19 protein-coding genes are annotated in these 21,301 nt (G+C 66.8%); 8 read left to right on the forward strand and 11 right to left on the reverse strand.

Annotation, left to right across the window (positions count from 1 at the left end):
• Positions 1–51 precede the first annotated feature (51 nt).
• The 5 genes from FEZ61_RS05770 to FEZ61_RS05790 form a co-directional block, all read right to left on the reverse strand.
• Positions 52–1,050, reverse strand: coding sequence for an ABC transporter substrate-binding protein (locus FEZ61_RS05770; RefSeq protein ID WP_173147688.1), 999 nt, complete (start codon positions 1,048–1,050; stop codon positions 52–54).
• A gap of 42 nt (positions 1,051–1,092) precedes the next feature.
• Positions 1,093–1,860, reverse strand: coding sequence for an ABC transporter permease (locus FEZ61_RS05775; protein WP_017641233.1), 768 nt, complete (start codon positions 1,858–1,860; stop codon positions 1,093–1,095).
• Positions 1,861–1,886: 26 nt separating this feature from the next.
• Positions 1,887–2,714 (reverse strand): ABC transporter ATP-binding protein, encoded by an 828-nt coding sequence (locus tag FEZ61_RS05780; RefSeq protein WP_173147690.1) that lies wholly within the window; start codon positions 2,712–2,714, stop codon positions 1,887–1,889.
• Between the two features lie 217 nt (positions 2,715–2,931).
• A complete protein-coding gene (locus tag FEZ61_RS05785) occupies positions 2,932–5,019 on the reverse strand; it encodes an acetate--CoA ligase family protein (protein ID WP_173147692.1) in 2,088 nt (695 codons plus the stop codon).
• Entirely contained in the window at positions 5,016–5,828 is an 813-nt protein-coding gene (locus FEZ61_RS05790) for an enoyl-CoA hydratase/isomerase family protein (protein ID WP_173147694.1), read from the reverse strand. The genes FEZ61_RS05785 and FEZ61_RS05790 overlap by 4 nt, the downstream gene beginning before the upstream one ends.
• A gap of 82 nt (positions 5,829–5,910) precedes the next feature.
• Here FEZ61_RS05790 and FEZ61_RS05795 point away from each other — a divergent pair, with 82 nt between their 5' ends.
• The 3 genes from FEZ61_RS05795 to FEZ61_RS05805 all read left to right on the forward strand — a co-directional run bounded on the left by FEZ61_RS05795 (position 5,911) and on the right by FEZ61_RS05805 (position 8,263).
• Positions 5,911–6,744, forward strand: a complete 834-nt coding sequence (locus tag FEZ61_RS05795) for an IclR family transcriptional regulator (protein WP_173147696.1) — start codon at positions 5,911–5,913, stop codon at positions 6,742–6,744.
• 75 nt (positions 6,745–6,819) lie between these two features.
• Complete coding sequence (locus FEZ61_RS05800) at positions 6,820–7,269, forward strand: hypothetical protein (RefSeq protein WP_156522389.1); 450 nt, start codon at positions 6,820–6,822, stop codon at positions 7,267–7,269.
• A 370-nt stretch (positions 7,270–7,639) separates the two neighbouring features.
• A complete protein-coding gene (locus FEZ61_RS05805; protein WP_064309523.1) occupies positions 7,640–8,263 on the forward strand; it encodes a VOC family protein in 624 nt (207 codons plus the stop codon).
• Between the two features lie 34 nt (positions 8,264–8,297).
• On the opposite strand, the gene FEZ61_RS05810 is transcribed toward FEZ61_RS05805, so the two are convergent.
• The 6 genes from FEZ61_RS05810 to FEZ61_RS05835 all read right to left on the reverse strand — a co-directional run bounded on the left by FEZ61_RS05810 (position 8,298) and on the right by FEZ61_RS05835 (position 16,334).
• Positions 8,298–9,512 carry an HD-GYP domain-containing protein gene (locus FEZ61_RS05810; protein ID WP_173147698.1) on the reverse strand — a complete coding sequence of 405 codons (1,215 nt, stop codon included), beginning with the start codon at positions 9,510–9,512 and terminating at the stop codon, positions 8,298–8,300.
• A gap of 254 nt (positions 9,513–9,766) precedes the next feature.
• Entirely contained in the window at positions 9,767–11,395 is a 1,629-nt protein-coding gene (locus FEZ61_RS05815) for a methyl-accepting chemotaxis protein (protein WP_173147700.1), read from the reverse strand.
• 140 nt (positions 11,396–11,535) lie between these two features.
• On the reverse strand, positions 11,536–12,177 hold the full coding sequence (locus FEZ61_RS05820; RefSeq protein ID WP_173147702.1) for a response regulator transcription factor: 642 nt from the start codon (positions 12,175–12,177) through the stop codon (positions 11,536–11,538).
• Positions 12,174–13,232 (reverse strand): ATP-binding protein, encoded by a 1,059-nt coding sequence (locus FEZ61_RS05825; protein ID WP_173147703.1) that lies wholly within the window; start codon positions 13,230–13,232, stop codon positions 12,174–12,176. The genes FEZ61_RS05820 and FEZ61_RS05825 overlap by 4 nt, the downstream gene beginning before the upstream one ends.
• A 26-nt stretch (positions 13,233–13,258) precedes the next feature.
• Positions 13,259–14,566 (reverse strand): nitrate/sulfonate/bicarbonate ABC transporter ATP-binding protein, encoded by a 1,308-nt coding sequence (locus tag FEZ61_RS05830; protein ID WP_173147705.1) that lies wholly within the window; start codon positions 14,564–14,566, stop codon positions 13,259–13,261.
• A 13-nt stretch (positions 14,567–14,579) separates the two neighbouring features.
• Positions 14,580–16,334 carry an ABC transporter permease subunit gene (locus FEZ61_RS05835; protein WP_173147707.1) on the reverse strand — a complete coding sequence of 585 codons (1,755 nt, stop codon included), beginning with the start codon at positions 16,332–16,334 and terminating at the stop codon, positions 14,580–14,582.
• A gap of 277 nt (positions 16,335–16,611) precedes the next feature.
• Between FEZ61_RS05835 and FEZ61_RS05840 the strand changes: the two genes are divergently transcribed.
• From FEZ61_RS05840 to FEZ61_RS05860, 5 genes are read left to right on the forward strand one after another with little or no spacing between them, the layout of a single operon-like run.
• On the forward strand, positions 16,612–17,613 hold the full coding sequence (locus FEZ61_RS05840) for a LacI family DNA-binding transcriptional regulator (protein ID WP_173147709.1): 1,002 nt from the start codon (positions 16,612–16,614) through the stop codon (positions 17,611–17,613).
• Complete coding sequence (locus FEZ61_RS05845) at positions 17,610–18,623, forward strand: ABC transporter substrate-binding protein (RefSeq protein ID WP_173147712.1); 1,014 nt, start codon at positions 17,610–17,612, stop codon at positions 18,621–18,623. The genes FEZ61_RS05840 and FEZ61_RS05845 overlap by 4 nt, the downstream gene beginning before the upstream one ends.
• A gap of 1 nt (position 18,624) precedes the next feature.
• Positions 18,625–19,482 (forward strand): ABC transporter permease, encoded by an 858-nt coding sequence (locus tag FEZ61_RS05850; protein WP_173147714.1) that lies wholly within the window; start codon positions 18,625–18,627, stop codon positions 19,480–19,482.
• Positions 19,479–20,273, forward strand: a complete 795-nt coding sequence (locus FEZ61_RS05855) for an ABC transporter permease subunit (protein WP_173147716.1) — start codon at positions 19,479–19,481, stop codon at positions 20,271–20,273. Before FEZ61_RS05850 ends, FEZ61_RS05855 begins: the two co-directional genes overlap by 4 nt.
• Complete coding sequence (locus tag FEZ61_RS05860) at positions 20,270–21,301, forward strand: ABC transporter ATP-binding protein (protein WP_173147718.1); 1,032 nt, start codon at positions 20,270–20,272, stop codon at positions 21,299–21,301. Before FEZ61_RS05855 ends, FEZ61_RS05860 begins: the two co-directional genes overlap by 4 nt.

Raw genomic sequence — 21,301 nt, forward strand, 5'->3', positions numbered from 1 at the left:
CGAACCCTGGCCACCCGCGGCGTACCAGGGGAATGGAAGGAAGCGTGCGGCTCAGCGCACCTGCGTCAGGTAATCGGCGGCGGTACCGGGGATCTGGGTGTTCTGGATCTGGCCCAGGAAGGTAATGGCGCGCTGGACGTCCTCATCGGTGAGATAGGGCGTCGCGGGGAAGGACTTGCGGTTGTTCTTCCAGGCGGCGGCATAGACCTCGTCGTTGACGCCTTCGAAGCGGGTGCGCACGGCCTTGGCGGCCTCGTCCGGATGCTGGCTGATCAGCTGGGTGGCGTCGTTGAGCGCGGCTAGAAAGGCTTTGACCGTGTCCGGATGCTCTTGCGACCACTCGCGGCGGGCACTCAGGGCGATGGAAGGATAGCCGTCCAGGGCCTTTACCTGGCCCTCGGACATGTCCAGCAGGGTGAAGCCCTGCTGCTCGATCACCGCGCTGTCCGACGCCGGCGACGACAGCGCGAAGCCGTCGATGCGGCCCTGGGCGAAGGCGGCCAGCATGGCGCCGCCGTTGTTCAGGTACAGCAGGGTGAAATCCTTTTCCGACTGCAGCTTGGCTTCCTGGCCAAGGAAGCGCACCAGGAAGTCGGCGCTGCCGCCGGTGCCGCTGACCGCCAGGCGCAGCCCCTTGAAGGCGGCCAGGCGCTGCTCGACGGTGGAGTTGGCGTTCAGCCCCAGGCGATCGGCCACCTCCTGGCGAATCACCACATTGCTGGCGTACTGGCCGACCATGCGCCCCAGCAGGGTCACGTCGGCGCCCTTCACCTTGGCGTTGATGGCGTTCTGGATGGCGCAGGAACAGAACTCCACCGAGCGGCTGACCAGCCCGGAGGCGGCGGCGCCGCCACCCTTGAACTTGACCAGGCTGACGTCCAGCCCGTGCTTCTTGAACAGCCCGGCATCCAGCGCCACGAACAGCGGCATGTGCACGAAGCCTTCGGTACCTATGGCCACCTTGACCGCTTCATCGGCCTGCACGGCGGGGGTGGTGGTCAGCAGCGCGGCACTCAGGCCAAGGGCGGAAAACAGACGCTTGAACGACATGGCAAAGACCTCTCTTCTTCTTGTAATGGGTAGTGGGAGCATTCAGATCGAGAGTTCGCGGGCGTCCTGTTCCTTCTTCCAGGGCATCAGCGCGGTTTCCAGCTTGCGCACCGCCGCCTGCAGCAGCAGCGCCAGGAAGATGATCGCCAGCAGCGCGGCGAAGACCCCGGCGGTGTCCAGCTGGCCGGCGGCGTCCTGCAGCAGGTAGCCCAGGCCGCGGTTGGCCGCCATGATCTCGCCGACGATGGCGCCGATCAGCGCATAGGGCACCGACAGCTTGAGCCCGGTGAACACCCACTGGATGGCCGAGGGCAGCACCACCTTGCCGATCAGGTGATGTTCTTTGGCGCCCATCAGCCGCAGGATCTCCAGCTGCTCGCGCTCCACCGCGCGCACGCCGCTGTAGGTGTTGAGGAACACCAGGAAGAACACGATGGTGGCGGTCAGGATGATCTTCATCTCGATGCCGATGCCGAACCACATGATGAACAGCGGCGCCAGGGCCACCTTGGGCAGGCTGTAGATGGAGATCAGGATGGGATCGAGCAGCTTGGCCAGGGTCTCGTTGCGGCCCAGCAGCAGGCCGACGCTGATCCCGGCGCAGGCGCCGCAGAAGAAGCCGGCCAGGGTCTCGACGACGGTGATCCAGCCATGGGCGAACAGCCGCCCGCTGGCGACCAGCTCGACGAAGCGGCCGCCGATCTCGCTGGGCGAGCTGACGAAGAAGGGATCCACCAGCGGTCCCGAGGCGAACTGCCAGGACAGCAGGATGACGGCGAAGATGGCGACGCGGCCGAGAAAGATGTTCATAGCAGGATTCTCCAGGGGTGGGCCGCTCAGGCGTCTTGGCTCGGGGTGATAAATTCCCAGAGGTCACCGCAGAGCTGGTGGTAACGCGGGTCCTTGCGCAGCTGCAGGATGTTGCGCTCGTCGCCCAGGGGGATGGTCACGTCACGGACGATGGTGCCGGGACGGCCGGAGAAGATCAGACAGCGATCGCCCAGGGCCACCGCCTCGTCCAGGTCGTGGGTGACGAACAGCACGGTCTTCTTGAGTTGGCGACTGAGCTTGAACAGCTCGGTCTGCATGCGCATGCGCAGCTGGGCATCGAGCGCCGCGAAGGGCTCGTCCATCAGCAGGGTCTCGGGATCGTAGGCCAGCAGCCGGGCCAGGGCGGCGCGCTTGCGCATGCCGCCGGAGAGCTGGCTCGGATAGGCCTTCTCGTGCCCCTCCAGGCCGACCAGGGCCAGCAGGTCGCGGATGCGCGCCTGGCGCTCGGTCTTGCCCACGCCGCGGATCTCCAGGGGCACGGCGATGTTGCCGGCCACGTCGCGCCAGGGCAGCAGGTGATCGCTCTGGGTCATGTAGCCGGTGCGGCCGTTGATGCCCTTGACCGGCTGACCGCCGTAGAGCACCTGGCCCTCGGTGGGGGCGAACAGCCCGGCCACCATGTTGAGCATGGTCGACTTGCCACAGCCGGAGGGACCCACGATGGTCACCACCTGGCCCTGCTGGATGTCGACGTTGATGCTGTGGGACGCCTGCTTGGCCACGCCCTTGACGGTAAAGGCCTTGGCGACGTTGCGAAAGGAAATCACGGTGGGCGCCGGGGCGATGCTGCCGATCGGCTCGCGAGGGGTGGCGTTCTTCAGTACGGCGGACATAGCGTTACTCCCGGTTCGAGGACGTGGCGTCGGGTTCAGGACTCATGAACGACGCGACGGCGCCTGACGGTAGGAATGCACACCATGGGAGGTTGATCTGGAAGCTGTTCATAGTGACCTACTTATTGTTATGAGTCAGAAATGAAGCGTTCTTGGATTATGCAAGGGTGAACCTGAGCGGCAATGGCGCTGTTCCACCCTGTGGAACAGCGTCGCCTCAGCTCAGCACCGTGAGACCATCGAGGGCGACCACGCCCTGCCCTTGCGGCCTGACCAGCAGCGGATTGATCTCGGCCTCCTGCAGCCGCTCGCCCAGGCGCAGGGCCATGTCGGAGAAGGCGACGATGCAGTGCGCGGCGGCCTCGACATCGGCCTTGGGTCGGCCGCGATAGCCGTCCAGCAAGGGATAGGTACGCAATTCGGCGAGCATTTCCCGGGCATCTTCCAGGGTCACCGGCAGCAGGCGCAGCGTGGTGTCCTGGAACAGTTCGGCGGTCACTCCACCCATGCCCAGCAGCAGCGCCGGGCCCAGTTGCGGATCGCGGGTGAAACCGAGGATCAGCTCCTCGCCGCCGCTGACCATCTCCTGCACCAGGAAGGCCTCGGGATTGAAGCCGACCTGGGCGGTCACCTCATCGCGCATCCGTTCCAGCCGCCCACCGATGTCCTCGGGTCGCTGGCGCAGGGCCACGCCACCCACCTCGCTCTTGTGCGGGATGCGCGCCGAGAGCACCTTGAGCACCACCTCGCCGCCCAGTTCGCGGGCCGCCGCCTCGGCCTGACGCGCATCGCCCACTACCCGCTCGCGGGTCACCGGAATGCCGAAGGTCTCGTAGAGCTGCTTGCTGCGCGCCTCGTCCAGTGGACCGGGTTGCAGGTCCGCCAGAGCTACCGACTCGGCCGAGGGGGCGGCGCCGAGCTGCCCCGGGCGCTGCCTTGCATAGCTGCCTTGCAAGGCCAGCGCCTTGAGCGCTCCGGCACAACTTTCGGGGGCGCTGAAGGCCACCCCGCCCGAACCGTTGATGCGCTGCGCCGCCGCCGGCGCATGGGGACTGATATAGGCCAGCACCGGCTTCTCCGAATTGGCCAGGCTGTCGCGGATGGCATCGGCCATCAGGTGCGGCTGGGCCACCCCGGAGGAACCCACCACGCTGATCACCGCGTCATAGTCGGGGCTGTCCAGCAGGATGCTGATGGCGCCACGCATCACCTCCGGTTGCAGACCCGCCAGGGTCAGGTCGATGGGATTGCGGTCGAGCACCGCCTGGTCGCCGACGTCCAGGGCGCGCAGTCGCGCCGCCGTCTCCGCGCCGGGCGGCGGGGTCTGGAAGCCGTTGACGCCCAGGTTGTCGGCGATCAGGGTGCCGGCGCCACCGGTGGAGGTCAGGATGGCTACCCGGGTGCCCTGCATCACCCGGCCACTGGCCAGGGCGAAGGGAATGTCCAGCAGATCGGCGAAGGTCTCGGCGCGGATCACCCCGAGCTGGCGGAAATAGGCCGAATAGAGATCGTCCGAGCCGGCCAGGGCGCCGGTATGGGAGGCCGCGGCGCTGGCGCCGGCTTCCGAACGGCCGACCTTGAACACTACCACCGGCTTGCCGGCGGCGCGGGCCCGGCCCACGGCGCGGGTGAACCTGGCGGTGCCGCGCAGCCCTTCGAGGTAGAGGGCGATCACCGCGGTAGCCGGATCGCCGGCCAGATGGTCGACGAAGTCGGCGACGTCCAGATCCACCTCGTTGCTGGTGGAGATCAGTTTGGAAAAGCCGATGCCGGCCGCCACGCCGCGAGAGAGCAAGGCACCGAGGATGCCGCCGCTCTGGGAGACCAAGGCCACCTTGCCCGGCAGCAGGGCGTCCATGTCCAGGGCGCCACTCGCGGACAGGGTGATGCGCTCGCTGACGTTGACCAGGCCGATGGTGTTGGGGCCGAGGATACGCATGCTGCCGCGCGCCGCCTGGAGTTCCGCCTGGCGGCGGATGCCGCTCTCCCCCGTTTCGCCATAGCCGCCGGCCAGCACGATGGCCGCCGCGCAGCCCAGCGCCGCCAGTTCGGCCACCGCCTGATTGGCACGTTCGGCACCCAGCAGGATGACGGCCACGTCCGGCACCTCGGGCAATTCGGCGATGGAGGGATAGCAGCGCAGGCCGTCGATCTCCTCGTAACGCGGATTGACCGGGTAGAGGCGTCCCTGGAAACCATGCTTGCGCAGGAAGGCGATGGGCCGGCCGGAGGTCTTGCGGGCGTCGCCCGAGGCGCCGATGACGGCGACGCTGGCCGGGCTGAGCAGACGGTCGAGGGCGCTCATCGCTGGCCACCCGTGCTCTTGCGCGCCAGGAAGGCGGCGACCGACTCCTGATGCTCGCTGGAGGTGTAGCAGATACCCTGGGCCTGGCTGCCCATGGCCGAGATCTGGCCCTGGGTCAGCTCGAAGGTATTGTTGAGGATCGACTTGCTCAGGCCCAGTGCCGTGGCGGAACCGGCGGACAGTTGCAGCGCCCAGTCCTGGGCCGCTGGCAGCAGATCGTCGTGGGGCACCACCCGGTCGATCATGTTGATGCGCTCGGCTTCGCCCGGCGCGACGGTGCGACCGGTGAAGATCAGCTCCTTGGCCCGACTCAGGCCGACCCGCCGTGGCAGGAAGTAGAGGCCACCACCGTCGGGGATGAGGCCGCGGGCGATGTAGCTCATGGCGAAGGACGCCTGCTCGGACGCGATGATGAAGTCGCAGCTCAGCGCCATGTCGCAGCCCAGCCCGGTGGCGGCGCCGTTGACCGCGGCGATGGTCGGCTTGGGCAGGTTGTGCAGCAGCGAAACGGCATGGTGAACCCGTTGCTGGCGCTTCCAGCCGTTGAAGGCCACCGAACCGGCCGGCGCACTCATGCGCGCCTGCATGCCCTTGATGTCGCCGCCGGCGCAGAAGCCCTTGCCGGTACCGGTCAGGATCAGCGCCTTGATCGCGCTGTCGGCGGCGATGCGCTCCAGGTGCTCGATCAGCAGGGTGCGCATGTCGTCGCTGATGGCATTGCGCGCTTCGGGGCGGTTGAGCGTCAGGGTGGCGATGCCCTGGGTCACCGTCAGTTCGATGGGGGTCGAGGATTCGGGAGCTGTCGTCATGGGAGGCCTCTCTTATTCTTGGGTTGATTGGCTGCCCGGATCTGCGCCAGGCTTGAACTCAATCTGCGCGAGGAGACCTGTCATGACAACGCAGCCATTCCATCAGGTGGAACACGCCGTCGCCGAGCCGAACGCCGCCGACATGCCTGGCCAGGGCAAGGCGCCGGCCAATCGCTCGCTGGAGCGTGGCCTGGATGTCCTGCGCGCCTTTCGTCCGGGCACCGAATACCTCACCAATGGCGACCTCAGCGACCTCCTCGGCCTGGCCAAGTCCACCGTCAGCCGCCTGACCCAGACCCTGGTGCGTACCGGCTTTCTGGACTACGACGGCGGCCGCAGCGCCTATCGCCTGGCGCCGACCTTTCTCGGCCTGGCCCATGCCATGCACCAGGGCAGCAGCCTCCTGCAGGCCGCCTCGCCGCTGATGATCAAGGTGGCGCGGGAACACCAGGTCAACGTCAGCCTGGCGGCGGCGGACCGCGACGAGATGATCTACCTGGAATCGATTCGCCTGAGTCAACGCAAGACCCCGCGCAACGTCCTGGTCGGCCAGCGCCTGCCGATGGACATCACCTCCCTGGGCCGCGCCTGCCTCGCCGGCCTGGGCGAAGCCCAGCGCGAAACGCTGATCGCCACCTTCTGCGCCCGCCGCTGCGAGGCACGCCGGGCGCCACTGGAACAGGAGATCCGCGCCGCCCTAGCCAGCGTCCGTAGCAGAGGCTACTGCCTGGCTGCCTGGCAACCCGAAGTGGTCGCCATCGCCACCCCCCTCGGCCTCCCTGGCTATCGCACCCATGCCCTCAACATCAGCCTGGCCACCCCGCTGTCGGAGGCGGAGATCGAGGAGCGCTATGCCGGGGTGCTGCTGGAATTGGCCGGGAAGATCAGGGCGGCGTGTGGGGTGGTGGCTGGATGACGGCCATTTCCTTGAAGAACTATAATGGCCGGCATAGCCAGCCACCTATTAAAGCCAATTACTAGGGTATAAAACTTGGGCCATTTGAAAATTACAATTTTAGCTCTGCTTTGTTCTACACCCTTCTTAATCTATGCCACTGAACAGTCACCTGACATAAGAGACAGCGTCGAGGCTCGGCTCCTCGACTGTATCAAATCAAATTTTTCAAAAAGCTGCTGGCTGCAAACCTTCCAGGGAAAGATAGTTCCATGGTTAAAAGAAAAAGAAAAGCCAGTATTGATTGAAGGAGAGAAACATTGGCAAAACTGGCTTGACGGAAGGAAAGTCTTTGATGTGTATAAAGTCGAAGCCGTAGAAAAAGCACAAATATTTGACTCGAGAGCTTATATTGTAGAAAGGGATGATGGAGAAGTAGCCGGCCTAGTTGTTGGCTTCAGAAGAGCCACTGGCAACTGGTACGTAAGCGATCTCAAAAGTGATAACACAAAGGCGTTCCTCGATAAGATAATATCTATTCCGTAATTCAGCAACATGATTGGCTCCGCTACACCAGCCATGTCTTACTGACGAACTCCCATTTGCGTTATGCAAAACTAAAAAATTCTTGCACTGCTGTTTCGAACCACTGATCTTGCAATGCCATGATGACCTCTCTACCAACTCAGGCGGCCGTGCATATTGGTCCTCTACGCCTTCAACAGAAGGCTCACGGCTACATCTATTAAAAGGCGAGTTAAAGGAAGGTGATGTTGCGATAGCTATGGGCTATCCCGAGGACGTATGAACTGGCAGGTTAAGCCATCCCAACCTTTGTGCGTTGAAGTTCTTAGCAGACTACGAGCGCTACACTTAATACCCGACATCGAATCTTTCCATATCAGGAGTCGCGCTTATGAGAGCTTCCAGCCTGGATCATCTGGTCGTCGTGGCCCCAACGCTCGCCGCAGGCGCCCAGTACGTCGAAGAACGACTCGGGGTAGCGATGCAGCCAGGCGGTAAGCATCCGCGCATAGGTACCCACAACCTCTTGCTGCGCCTTGGCGACTGCTATCTGGAGGTCATCGCCCCGGATCCGGACGCTCCACCGCCGACCAGACCACGCTGGTTTGGGCTGGATGAGCTGGGGTCCGATGCGGAGCCCCGCCTGGCCCACTGGGTGGCCAGGACCCGGGGATTGGCAGAGGCGGATGCGCGCCTCATGCAGACCTTCGGCCGCATCGAGTCGATGAGCCGCGGCACGCTGGCCTGGCAGATCTCGATCCACGCCGATGGGCAGCTGCCGCTGAGCGGTGTCCTGCCCAGCCTGATCGATTGGGGCGACGCCCGGCACCCCGCGGCTGCGCTGATCGATCAGGGCTGCCGCCTGCAGCGCCTGGAGCTCAGGCATCCCGATGCCGCAGTGCTCGGGCAACAGCTGGAGGCGATCGGCTTTTCCGGCCCCGTCGCGGTGATGCCTGGCGAGAGACCCGGCTTGCTGGCCTATCTGGAGACGCCAACGGGTCTGAAGACCCTTTGATGGCCAACCGCTGACGGCTGACCCGCTCGCCCACTCAGCCCGGCACCACCAGCCCCTGGGCACGATAGGCATCGATATCGATGCCATAGGCACCCGAGGGCTTCACCGCGCGGACGCTGATGAGGCGCCCCTGGCTATCGAGCGGATTGCGCGCCAGGTCCAGCACCCGCTCTGGCCGCGGCTGCTTGTCCGCGTCCAGCACGACAAGGACCCGCGGCTTCAATTTGCTGCCGGCGTCGAAGCCGATGATGATCCCAACCTCCCCCGTGCTCAGCTCGACGATCTCACCGGGCGGATAGACGCCGATCAGCTGGATGAAGGCCAGGACGACGACTTCGTCGAATTGCGTGCCCCGCGCTTCGAAAAGGACCCGCAAGGCTTCCAGGCTGGAACGGCCCTCGCTGTAGGGGCGATCGCTGGTGATGGCGTCATAGGCGTCCACCACGGCGATGATCTTGGCCTTGAAGGGGATGCGCTGCGCCGGCAGTTGCCGCGGATATCCCTTGCCATCCACCCGTTCGTGATGGGTATGGGCGACATCGACGGCAGCGGGCGGCACCTCGCTGTTGCCCATCAGCAATTGCCAGCCATAGGTGGTATGGGCCTGCATGATGAGAAATTCTTCGTCGGTCAGGCGACCGGGCTTGTTGAGGATCTCGTCGGGTACCTTGATCTTGCCGACGTCGTGCAGCATGCCGCATACCCCGAGCTCTTCCAGTTCCAGAGGCAGCATGCCCAGGGCCTTGCCCAGGGCGATGGCATAAAGGGAAACGCGCAGGCAGTGCTCCGCGGTGTAATGGTCACGCTGCTTGATGCGTGCCAGCCACAGACTGGCCGCGGGATGCTTGAGCACGCTCTCGACGCACGCCCCCACTGCACGCCGCACCTCGCTGACGTCGAGCTCCTGGCCGAACCGGACGGCGTCGAGCATGCGCATCGACACGGCGCGGGCGTCCCGCCACACCGGTTCGGTGGCCTTGACCGCCTCCCGGTAGTCGATGGCATAGGTCCTGGTCTGATCACCGGCCGGCAGGTTGGCTGCCAGGGGGGGCACCGAATGGCTCTGACGGCGATCCACCCAGACAAATTCGCAGGTGTCGCGCAGGGTGCGGAGGTCCTGCACGCTCTGAATGGGAAAACCCTGGAACAGGAAAGGCGTGCCCGCCCAGGGCCGATCCAGTTCACAGACGTACATGCCCAGCTGCAACTGGGAGACCGGAAGTCTGATGCTGTATTCGGGCAGAGCCATGGTGTCTACAGGAGCGCCTTGATGGATTCGGCTATTTAGATATTGCAATAATCATTTATAGCAAAAAGCCACCATACCTCAAAGAACAGGGGACGCCCTTACCGACGAGCCGGCAGAATTCAGTCGTCAGAGGTAATTTATCTGACATTAACCAGCAGACAGGCCACTCCTCGAACGCTCGGCGCCAGGGAAACTCCCCTGGCAGCAAAGGCGGAGCGATTCCAGGCGCGCAGTATCTTCTGCGCGCCCTCCCCTTACGCCAGCTTGAAGCGTCGCACCAGCGTCTGCAGTTCGCCGGCCAGTTCGGACAGCTGTTCGCTGGCACCCACGGTTTCGCGGTTGCCGTCGCTGGTCTGCACCGAGAGATCGCGGATGCTGATGAGGTTGCGGTCGACCTCGCGGGAGACATGGGCCTGTTCTTCGGAGGCGGTGGCGATCTGCAGGTTGCGCTCGTCGATCAGGCGCACGGCCTGGAGGATGTCGCTCAGCGCCGCCCCGGCTTCCTGAGCCACCGCATAGGTGGCCTGGGCCTGGGTGGTGCTGAGCTGCATGGAATCCACGGCTTCGGCCGAGCCCTTCTGGATCGCCTGGATCATCTGCTCGATCTCACGGGTGGAGGTCTGGGTGCGATGCGCCAGGGCGCGGACCTCGTCGGCGACCACGGCGAAACCGCGACCCTGCTCGCCCGCCCGGGCGGCCTCGATGGCAGCGTTGAGCGCCAGCAGATTGGTCTGCTCGGCGATGGAGCCGATCACGCTGAGCACCTGGCTGATGTCCTGGGCCTGGCCAGCCAGGCCTTCGACCTGCACCGAGGTGGACTGCACCTGCTGCGTGAGGCGCTGCATGGCGTCGAGGGCCTGGCCGACCTTGGCATTGCCGTTTTCCGCCGCCGCACTGGATTCCCGCGCAGCCTGGGAGGTGGAGGACGCATTGCGGGCCACCTCTTCCACCGCGGCGCTCATCTCGGTGACCGCGGTGGCGGCCTGGTCGATCTCGGCGTTCTGGCTGGCCAGGGCCCGACTGGCCTGGTCGGTGACGGCGTGCATGGTGCGCGCGGTGTCGCTCAGGCGGTTGGACGAACCGGAGATGCCATGCAGGGTGTCCTTGAGGTTGTCCTGCATCTGCGCCAGGGCGCGCATCAGCCCGGCGGCTTCGTCCCTGCCGCTGGGATCTATCTTGCCGGTCAGCTCGCCTTGGGCGATGGCGTCGGCCACGGCCAGGGAAGCCCCGATCGGCTGGGCCAGACTGCGAGTCAGGCGCCAGGCCAGCAGCAGGGTCACCAGCACGGCCAGCAGCATGATGCCGACGACAATGCTGACGCTGCGGTCATAGATGCCGGTGGCTGCTGCACCTGCCTGACGGGCGCCTTCGCTGTTGAACTCGCGCAGCCGGGTCAGTTGTTCCTGATAGCCTTCGGCTCGCTGGCGCTGCTCGCCATTGGCCAGTTTGAGGGCCTCGGTGCGATCGCTGGCGGCCAGGGTCACGACCCGATCCAGTCCGTCCAGATAGCCTTTCATCTGCAGCGCGGCCTGGTCGAAGTTGCTGCGTTCCTCGGCGGTGGAAATCAGGTGGTCACGATAATAGGCCGTCCGGGCGTTCATCAGATCGCGATTCACATGGATCTGCCGGGTGGCGAGGGCCATGGCGGCACTGTCCTCGCTGGCCAGCAACCGGATGCTTTCGAGGCGGGTGTGCAGCAGCGCGACCTGGATGTCATCGGTGGTCTGGACGCTCGCCAGCCATTCGGCTTCCATCGCCTGCTCGGTGGCGCGCAGGGCCTTGAGCTGGACCAGGGCGAAGGCGCCGAGCAGCATCACGAACAGGGTGACTGTGCCAAAGCACAGGATGGCGCGGGGGGCGATGCGTAGCTGACGAAGGTTCAAGACGGGCTCCTTGGATCGGCGGAAGGCGATCCTCTAACGCCCGTATCGACTGACTAATTTCTTTCTTTAGCGCGTCAGCGATTGGCGCGACAAGAAAGCTGTGGAGGTTGTCCAGCGGCTGTATGGCGCGTCGCAACGGCCTAGCCGCGCGACGCCTCCAGCCGCTCCACCATCTTGACCAGCTCCGCCAGGGAGCCGGCCTGCAGCTTGCGCATGAGGGCCGCGCGACGCACCTTGACGGTGATCTCGCTGACCCCCAGCTGAGCGGCGATCTGCTTGTTGAGCAGGCCGGTCACCACCCGCGCCAGTACCGCGCGTTCGCCGTCGTTGAGGGTGTCGAGGCGGGCCTGCAGCTCCTGCAAGTGCCGGCGCTGGGCATGGGCGTCCTGTGCCTTGCGCAGCGCCTGGCCGATGGCATCGAGCAGGTCCTGGTCACGAAACGGCTTGGTGAGGAATTCCAGGGCGCCCTGCTTCATCGCCCGGACCGACATGGGGATGTCGCCATGGCCGGTGATGAAGATGATCGGCAAGGCCAGGCCACGCCGCTGCAATTCCTGCTGCAGGTCCAGGCCGTTCATGCCGGGCATGCGCACGTCCAGCACCAGGCAGCCCGGTTCGTCCAGTCGGGCACGGTCGAGAAAGTCGGCGGCCGAGACATAGCTGTGGGTGCTGAGCCCCACGGACGCTAGGAGATCCTCCAAGGCGGCGCGGACCGAGGCGTCGTCGTCCACCAAGTGGACCAGGGTGGGCTGGATCTGGTCGGTCATGCTCGCTGAGGTCATGGTTGTGGATCCTTGGGCAGGCTGCAGTAGACCCCGGTGCCGCCCTCCGGCAATGAAGTGGCCCAGATCCGCCCGCCGTGGGCCTCGACGATGGAGCGACTCAGCGCCAGGCCCAGGCCCATGCCCTGCGCCTTGGTGGTGTAGAAGGCCTCGAACATCTGCTCACGCGCGCCGGGCGTCAAGCCGCGACCGCTGTCCTCCACGCCCAGGCGGATGGCGCCAGCGGTGTCCTGCCCCACCTGGATGACCAGCCGGCGCTGCTCGGAAGCGACTCCTTCGAGGGCATCCAGGGCGTTGAGCAGCAGATTGAGGATGACCTGCTGCAACTGGCTCTCGTCGGCCAGCAGCGGCGGCAGGCCCTCCTGCAGGCGGACCTCCACGGCGATCTGGCGCTGGTTCAATTCGGTGCGGACGAAATCCAGCACCTGCTCCACGGTATCGGCGACGTTGAGCCAATCCTTGGCCACCTGCGCCTGGCGCACCAGGCTGCGCACCCGGGCGATCACCGCGCTGGCACGGTGGGCGTCGTCGATGACCCGCTGCGCCGCCTGCACGGCGCGCTCCACCTGGGGCGGCTGATTGCTCAGCCAGCGCTGGCAGGCATTGCCACTGGCGGCGATGGCGGTGAGCGGCTGATTCACCTCATGGGCGATGGACGCGGCCAATTCACCCAGCTGGCTCAGGCGTCCGGCCTGGACCAGCCGTGCGCGGGCCGCATCGGCGGCGCGCTTGGCCGCCTCCAGGCGCAGCGACAGCGCCGCGACCGCGACGATGGCCAGGAGGCTGATAATGCAGTTGACCAGCCCGGCCTCGCGGTCGCCGGTACGGGTGGCCAGGTAGCTGCAGAGCACCAGCCCCGCGCAACCCAGCGCCGTGACCGTGACCCCGCGGGTGGACAGGAAACCCGCGGCCAGGAGCACCACGACCACCTGGAAGACACCAATGGCGATCTCCCGATCGGTCAGGGTATCCAGCAAGGCAATGCCCAGCGCCAGGGCGCAGAGGCCCCCGAGCCGCAGCCAGTAGGTGGTGGTGGCGAAGGGTCGTCGATCCATGGCCAGTCTCTCGTTCGAAGGCGTGCCTAGCCCGGATTTTCCAGGCTGAACATATCGGCCGCCTGATCATAGGCGAAGAGCTCACCATAGCGCCCCCACTGGATGACGCTGCCGAGGGTGCGGGCGGCGTCGGCTTCGTCCATGAAGTCCTCCAGCTCGTCACGGAAACGCCGCGCCGGCGCCGTGTGGCCCTGGCGATCGTCCAGCACCCGGCGGATATGGGCCACCAGGGGCACGAAGTTGAGCAACTGGCGGGCGAACAGCTGCTTGCGCACGTCCACCCCCGCCTCGACATAGGCGCGGCCGGCCGGCAGCAGGCGCAGATCGCCACCTTCGAGGACCGCGAGGCGCAGCAGTTGCAGCACCTCGGCCAGGGGAAAGAGCTCGTCCAGTGCATAACCCAGCCCGCCGGCCAGTTCCGGCAGGTCGGCGCGACCGTCATAGGGCGCGGCCTGGACCGCCTCCAGCATCCCGGCCAGGGCATTGGTAGAGACGGTCGACAGCCGCATCCCCAGGCCGTTGCCGGGAACACCCCCTTCGTGGGGTGTCGGCGTGGTCTCGCCGGTCATGCGCACATAGATTTCCTCCACCAGTTCGCGGAAGGCCGGATCGTGGCGGTTGCGCGGCTGCGGCAGGTCGATGCGGATCTCGCTGGCGACGCGCCCGGGATTGCTGGAGAAAATCAGCACCCGATCGCAGAGCAGCACCGCCTCGGCGATGTTGTGGGTGACCATGAGGATCGAGCGGATCGGCATACGGCCTTCGACCCAGAGGTCGAGCAGGTCGGTGCGCAGGGTCTCGGCGGTGAGCACGTCCAGCGCCGAGAAGGGTTCGTCCATCAGCAGCACGTCCGGGTGCACTACCAGGGCACGGGCCAGGCCGACGCGCTGGCGCATGCCGCCGGAGAGCTCCTTGGGATAGGCGCTCTCGAAGCCGTCCAGGCCGATCAGGTCGATGGCGGCCAGGGCGCGGCGACGGCGCTCGTCCAGCGGCACGTGCAGCGCCTCCAGGCCGATCTCGACGTTCTGCAGCACGGTCAGCCAGGGAAACAGCGCGAAGCTCTGGAATACCATGCTGACCCGGGCGCGCTGGCCGTCGTCCTTGGGTGGGAAAGCGACGGTGCCGCCGCTGGGGGTGAGCAGCCCGGCGATGGATCTGAGCAGGGTCGACTTGCCCGAGCCGGAGCGACCCAGCAGGCCGACGATCTCGTTTTCGTGCAAGGTCAGGGACACTTCGTCCAGCACGACCCGGGCCGGGCCACCGGCGTTGCCGTACAGCTGGCGGACGTTCTGCACGTCGATGAGGGGACGCGGGTTCAAGGTAGGCAGGTTCATGGCAGGTCTCCTCTCAATCGAGCCGCAGGCGCCGTTCGGCGTAGGCATACAGGGGCCGCCAGAGCAGCCGGTTGAAACCAAGGACGAAGATCGACATCACCACGATGCCCAGGGCGACCCGGGGGAAGTCACCGGCGGTGGTCATCTGCGCGATGTAGGCGCCCAGGCCATGGGCCTGCAGGCGTTCATTGCCCCAGCTCACCACCTCGGCGACGATGCTGGCGTTCCAGGAGCCACCCGCGGCGGTCAGGGCGCCGGTGACGTAGTAGGGAAAGATCGCCGGCAGGGCCAGCTGCCGCCACCACTGCCAGCGCCTGAGGCCGAACAGCCGGGCCGCTTCGCGCAGGTCGTTGGGCAGCACGCTGGCGCCGGCGATGACGTTGAACAGGATGTACCACTGGGTGCCCAGCACCATCAGCGGCGACAGCCAGATGTCCGGATTGAGGTGGAAGCTGACGATGCCCACCACCGCCACCGGGAACAGCACGTTGGCTGGGAAGGCGGCGAGGAACTGGGCCACTGCCTGCAAGCGTTGCGACCAGCCCGGGCGCAGGCCGATCCAGACGCCGATGGGCACCCAGATCAGGCTGGCGACGGCGATCAGCAGCAGCACCCGGGCCATGGTCAGCAGACCCAGGCCGAGCACCGAGACCGCTTCCACCCAGTAGACGTCGGCGGCGATGAAGCGATACAGCGCATAGACGCCATAGGGCAGCACCAGCAGCAGCGCGCAGTACCAGAGCACGTCCAGCCCGCGTTGCAGCCAGGCGCGGCTTTGCGGCGCCAGGTGCCAGTGCGGCCAGGCGCGGCGGATCCGCGGGGTGGCGAGCTGGGTGCAGAAACTGCCGAAGCCACCCAGCATGCGGCCCAGGCGCGCGCGGCGGACCAGGTCGTAGACCCAGGAGCGCGGCACCTGCTGGCTGGCGGTCTGCTCGACGCGGAAGCGATCGGCCCAGGCCACCACCGGGCGGAAGAACAGCTGGTCGTAGACCAGGATCACCAGCCCCATGGCCAGCACCGCCCAGCCGATGGCGGCGATGTCCTGCCGGGCGATGGCCAGTGCCAGCCAGGAGCCTATGCCGGGAAGGTTGATGGTGTTGTCGCCCACGGTGATGGCTTCCGAGGCCACCACGAAGAACCAGCCGCCGGACATGGACATCATGGTGTTCCATACCAGACCGGGGATGGCGAACGGCAGCTCCAGGCGAAAGAACCGCCGCCAGGGTGACAGCCCGAATTGGCGACTCACCTGCTGCAGGTCCTCGGGCACGGTGCGCAGCGACTGATAGAAGCCGAACGCCATGTTCCAGGCCTGGCTGGTGAAGATGGCGAAGATGGCCGCGCACTCGGCGCCCAGTTGCCGCCCCGGGAACAGGCCCAGGAAGAAGCTGACGGTAAAGGTCAGGAAGCCGAGGATGGGCACCGACTGCAGGATGTCGATGGCCGGCAGGATCAGCAGCTCCGCCTTGCGACTCTTGGCCGCCAGGGTGGCGAAGACGAAGGTGAACAGCAGCGAGGCGCTCAGGGCGATGAACATGCGCAGGGTGGTGCGCAGGGCGTACTCGGGCAGCCGCGCCAGGTCCAGGGTCATGGGATCGGCGTCGAGCACGGCCAGGGGCGCGCGCATCTCGGCGACGCCATGCCAGATCAGCGCCAAGGTGATCAGCCCGAGGGCGAGGCAAAGGGCATCGGCCCACAGGGAGGTGGGACGCTGTCGCAGCGAGCGCGGCGCCACGGCGGGGGTGTAGAGGCCAGGAAGGGTCTTCATGGCGTACCTCTTTGAAGGGGGCCTTGGGAGAGCGGCCGACCCTGCCGCGCAGGGTCTGGACACCGGGCTAATCTAGGCGCGCCACCCCGTCCCAGCCATCGAAACGAAGGACGTTTGGCTATACCAAGGTATATCCCGCCCTCGCCTGCTGCCCTGCGCGCCGGAGGACCTATCGGCGCCCGGCGCCAGAGCAGAAGCTTCATCTCGCTGTCATCGTCCCGACATCTGCCGCCGGCATTGTCTGCCGCCAATGAGATCGATCTCAAACGAGGCCGGCATGACCGATCTGAAACAGGTGGCGCAACAGGCGGGGGTCTCCCGGGCCACCGCGGCACGCGCCTTCGCCAACCCCGAGCAGGTGCGCGAGAGCACCCGGCAGCGGGTGCTGGACGCCGCGCGCAGTCTCAATTTCCGTCCCAATCTGCTGGGTCGCCAGCTGCGTCAGCAGAGCACCCGGCTGATCGGCGTGGTGGTGCCCAGCCTGCTCAACCCGGTGTTCGCCGAGCAGTTGCAGGCCATGGAACGCACCGCGCGCAGCCAGGGGTATTCCCTGGTGATCGCCACCACCGACTACCAGCCCGAGCGCGAAGCGGCGGTGGTGGAGGAGCTACTGCGCCAGCGCGTCGCCGGCCTGGTACTGACGGTGGCCGATGCCGACCGTAGCGAGGTGCTGGCCGAGCTGAGCCAGGAGCGGACGCCCTTCATTCTCGCCTATCACGAACCCCAGCGCCCCTATGCGGCGGTGGCGGTGGACAACCGCCAGGGCATGGCCATGGCCACCGAGCACCTGCTCGGCCTGGGGCACCGCCGCATCGCCCTGGTCTCGGGACCGGCGCTGCAGTCGGATCGCAGCGAGCGCCGCTTCGCCGGCTATTGCCAGGCAATGGCCGCCGCCGGCCTGCCGACGCTGCCGCGCCTGGAGCTGGCCAGCCACACCGACGCCGACTGGGCGGAGCTGGCGCCGCTGCTGGAGCGTCACGCCCCTACCGCCCTGCTCTGCACCAACGACCTGCTGGCCATCAGCGTCATCGCCGAACTGCAGCGCCACGGGGTGCCCGTGCCCGATCAACTCTCGGTAGTGGGTTTCGATGGCATCGCCATGGGCGCCCGCCTCGAACCCAGCCTGTGCAGCGTCATGCAGCCCTTGCAGAGCCTGGGCGCCGTGCTCGTCACCGAATTGCTGGCGCTGATCGCCGGCAGTGCCACCCACCAGCAGTGTCTGCCCTGCCTCGTCCGTCCCGGCACCAGTGCCGGCCCCTTGAAGGAGCCCTACCGATGAAATCACCCTTCCCCTTGCGTCGTCTCCTGGCCGGCGTCGCCCTGGCCTGTGGCCTGGCCAGCGCTCAGGCCGCCGAAACCGCCATCTGCTACAACTGCCCGCTGGAGTGGGCCGACTGGGGTGCCCAGCTCAAGGCCATCGCCGCCGATACCGGCATCCAGGTGCCCCAGGACAACAAGAATTCCGGCCAGTCGCTGGCCCAGCTGGTGGCCGAACGCGAAGCCCCGGTGGCCGACGTCGTCTACTACGGGGTGACCTTTGGCATCCAGGCCGACAAGGCAGGGGTGCTGCAGCCCTATCGGCCCAAGCACTGGGACCAGGTTCCCGCCGGCCTCAAGGACCCCAAGGGCCAGTGGACCGCCATCCATTCCGGCACCCTCGGCTTCATGGTCAACACCCAGGCCCTGGGCGGCAAGCCGGTGCCGCAGCGCTGGGCCGACCTGCTCAAGCCCGAGTACCGCGGCCTGGTGGGCTACCTGGACCCCTCCAGCGCCTTCGTCGGCTACGTCACCGCGGTAGCGCTCAACCAGGCCCTGGGCGGCAACCTAGACGACTTCGGTCCGGCCATGGCCTTCTTCAAGAAACTGGCCGCCAACGATCCCATCGTGCCCAAGCAGACCGCCTATGCCCGCCTGCTCTCCGGCGAGATCCCGATTCTGGTGGACTACGACTTCAACGCCTATCGCGCCCGCTACAAGGACCAGGCGCCGGTGGCCTTCGTCATTCCCCAGGAAGGCAGCCTGACCGTGCCCTACACCATGAGCCTGGTGAAGGGCGCGCCGCACCGCGCCAACGGCGAGAAGGTGCTGGACTATGTGCTGTCGGACAAGGGCCAGGCGCTCTGGGCCCAAGCCTATCTGCGCCCGGTGCGGGACGTGCCGCTGCCGGACGAGGTCAAGGCGCGCTTCCTGCCCGCCGCCGACTATGCCCGCGCCGGCACCGTCGACTACGGCCACATGGCGGCGGTCCAGGAAGCCTTCGCCAAACGTTACCAGGCCGAGGTGCGCTGAGATGCAGGGCCTCGCCGTTTCCCTCGGGCGCCGCCGGGTGCCGCGCCGGCTGCCCTGGCCGGTGCTCGTCGCCCTGGCACCGGCGAGCGCCTTCCTGCTGGCCTTCTGGTTGTTGCCATTGACCCACCTGCTGGTGCTCGGCGCCCGCCCGGACGCCGCTGGCAGCTCCGGCTACTGGCAGGTGCTGACCAGCGCCGGCTATCTGTCCGGACTCGCCCAGACGGTGGCCCTGGCCGCCGTCACCACCCTGGCCACCCTGCTGGTGGCAGGCATCGCCGGTTGCTTCCTGGCGCGCCATGCCTTCGTCGGACGCAGCCTGCTGGTGGCCCTGCTGACCTTTCCGCTGGCCTTTCCGGGCGTCGTAGTGGGCTTTTTGATCATCCTGCTGGGTGGCCGCCAGGGCCTGTTCGCCGGCCTCGGCCGCAGTCTCTTCGGTGAGCCCTGGGTGTTCGCCTATTCGCTGTTCGGGCTGTTTCTCGGCTATCTCTATTTCTCCATACCGCGGGTGATCCTCACGGTGATGGCAGCCTGCGAAACCCTCGACACCAGTCTGGAAGAAGCCGCCCGCTCCCTGGGCGCCGGGCTCTTCGCCGTGGTGCGTGATGTGCTGATCCCCGGATTGACCCCGGCGCTGCTGTCCAGCGGCGCGCTGTGCTTCGCCACCGCCATGGGCGCCTTCGGCACCGCCTTCACCCTCGGCACACGGCTCTCGGTGACGCCCATCGCCATCTACGACACCTTCACCAACTTCGCCAACTTCGGCGTGGCGGCAGCGCTCTCGGTGGTGCTCGGCCTCGTCACCTGGCTGGTCCTGCTGCTGGCCCGGCGCCTCGGCGGTGTCCAGGGAGACCTGCGATGAATCGCCCCCTGCGTTTCTGGCTGCAACTGCTGTTCACCCTGCTGGTGGCGGCCTTCCTGCTGGTGCCGTTGCTGCTCTCGGTGTTGGCCGGCCTCACTCGCAACTACTTCCAGGGCCTCGCCAGCGGCCTCACCCTCGACTGGGTGATCCAGGTTTGGCAAGCCTATGCCCCCACCGTCTGGCTGTCGCTGCAACTGGCGCTGGGCACGGCAGCCCTGGCCGTACTGCTCGGCGTCCCGGCGGCCTATGCCCTGGTCCGGCTGGACAACAGATTCGCCCGCGCCTTCGAGGAATTGCTGGTGTTGCCGGTGGCCATGCCCGGCTTCGCCTCGGCCCTGGCGCTGCTGCTGACCTACGGGCACCTTGGCGGCTTTCGTCGCAGCCCGGCGATCATCCTGGTGGGCCACCTGCTGTTCACTCTGCCCTTCCTGATCCGCCCGGTGATGGCCGTGCTCAGGCGCAGCCAGCTGCCGCAATTGGAAGAAGCGGCGGCGAGCCTGGGCGCCGGTCCCTGGCGGCGTTTCTTCGGTGTGGTGGTGCCCAATGCCCGCGCCGGCATCCTCGCCGGCAGCCTCATGGTGATCACCCTCTCGCTGGGGGAATTCAACCTCACCTGGATGCTGCACACGCCCCTGACCAAGACCTTGCCGGTGGGTCTGGCCAACAGCTACGCCTCGGCGCGGCTGGAGGTGGGCTCCGCCTACACCCTGATCTTCCTCTTGCTGATCGTGCCGCTGCTGGTCGCCCTCCAGGCCCTCAGCGCCCGTCTCTCCCGTGGAGCCCTGCGATGACCCAAGGTACCGCCGTTCGCCTGCGCCACTGCGCCAAGACCTTTGCCGGAGGCCGCCAGGTGCTGCAGCCCCTGGACCTCGACATCCACCCGGGCGAGACCCTGGTGTTCCTTGGTCCGTCCGGCTGTGGCAAGACCACCACCCTGCGCCTGATCGCCGGCCTGGAGCAGCCCGATGCCGGCGGCCAGGTGCTGTTCGACGACCGTGACGTCACCGGCCTGCCCATCGAGCGGCGCGACGTCGGCATGGTGTTCCAGAACTACGCCCTGTTCCCCAACCTGGACGTGGCCGGCAACATCGCCTACGGCCTGAAAATCCGTGGCCTGACGCGCTCCGAGCGCGATGCCCGGGTCGCCGAATTGCTGGCCATGATGCAGCTGGAGGCCCTGGCCGACCGGCGCATCCAGCAGCTGTCCGGCGGCCAGCGCCAGCGCGTGGCCCTGGCCCGTGCCCTGGCGCCACGGCCGCGGGTGCTCCTGTTCGACGAACCCCTGGCAGCCCTGGACGCCCAGTTGCGCGAGCAGTTGCGGGCCGACATCGGCGCCCTGTTGCGCGAACTCGGCACCACCGCGGTCTATGTCACCCACGACCAGCAGGAAGCCCTGGCACTAGGCGATCGCATCGTGGTGATGGGCGAAGGCCGCATCGCCCAGATCGGCACCCCTACCCAGATCTACCAGCGGCCGGCCAGTCGCTTCGTCGCCGGTTTCGTCGGCCAGCTCAACCGCTTCGAGGTGCGCGGCCACAGCGGCGCCGAGGTGGCAGTCGCCGGCGGACGGCTGCCCTGGAACGGCCAGGCCAGCACCCTGTTCTGCCGCCCAGAACACCTGGAGCCGAGCGCGACGCCCGCGCACCTCACCGGCATCCTGGTCGGCCGGTTCTTCCAGGGCGCCCATTCGCGATTGCTGGTGGAGGTGGGCACCGGCCAGCCGCTGCTGGTGGACACCGCCCAGCCCCTGCAGGCGCAACCGGGCGACCTTCTGCACCTGAGCGTGCGCCCCGACGCGCTCTTCACCCTGGCTTCCTAG

Source organism: Pseudomonas sp. MS15a(2019) (genome assembly GCF_013277805.1).
In the GTDB taxonomy this organism is placed as follows: domain Bacteria; phylum Pseudomonadota; class Gammaproteobacteria; order Pseudomonadales; family Pseudomonadaceae; genus Chryseomonas; species Chryseomonas benzopyrenica.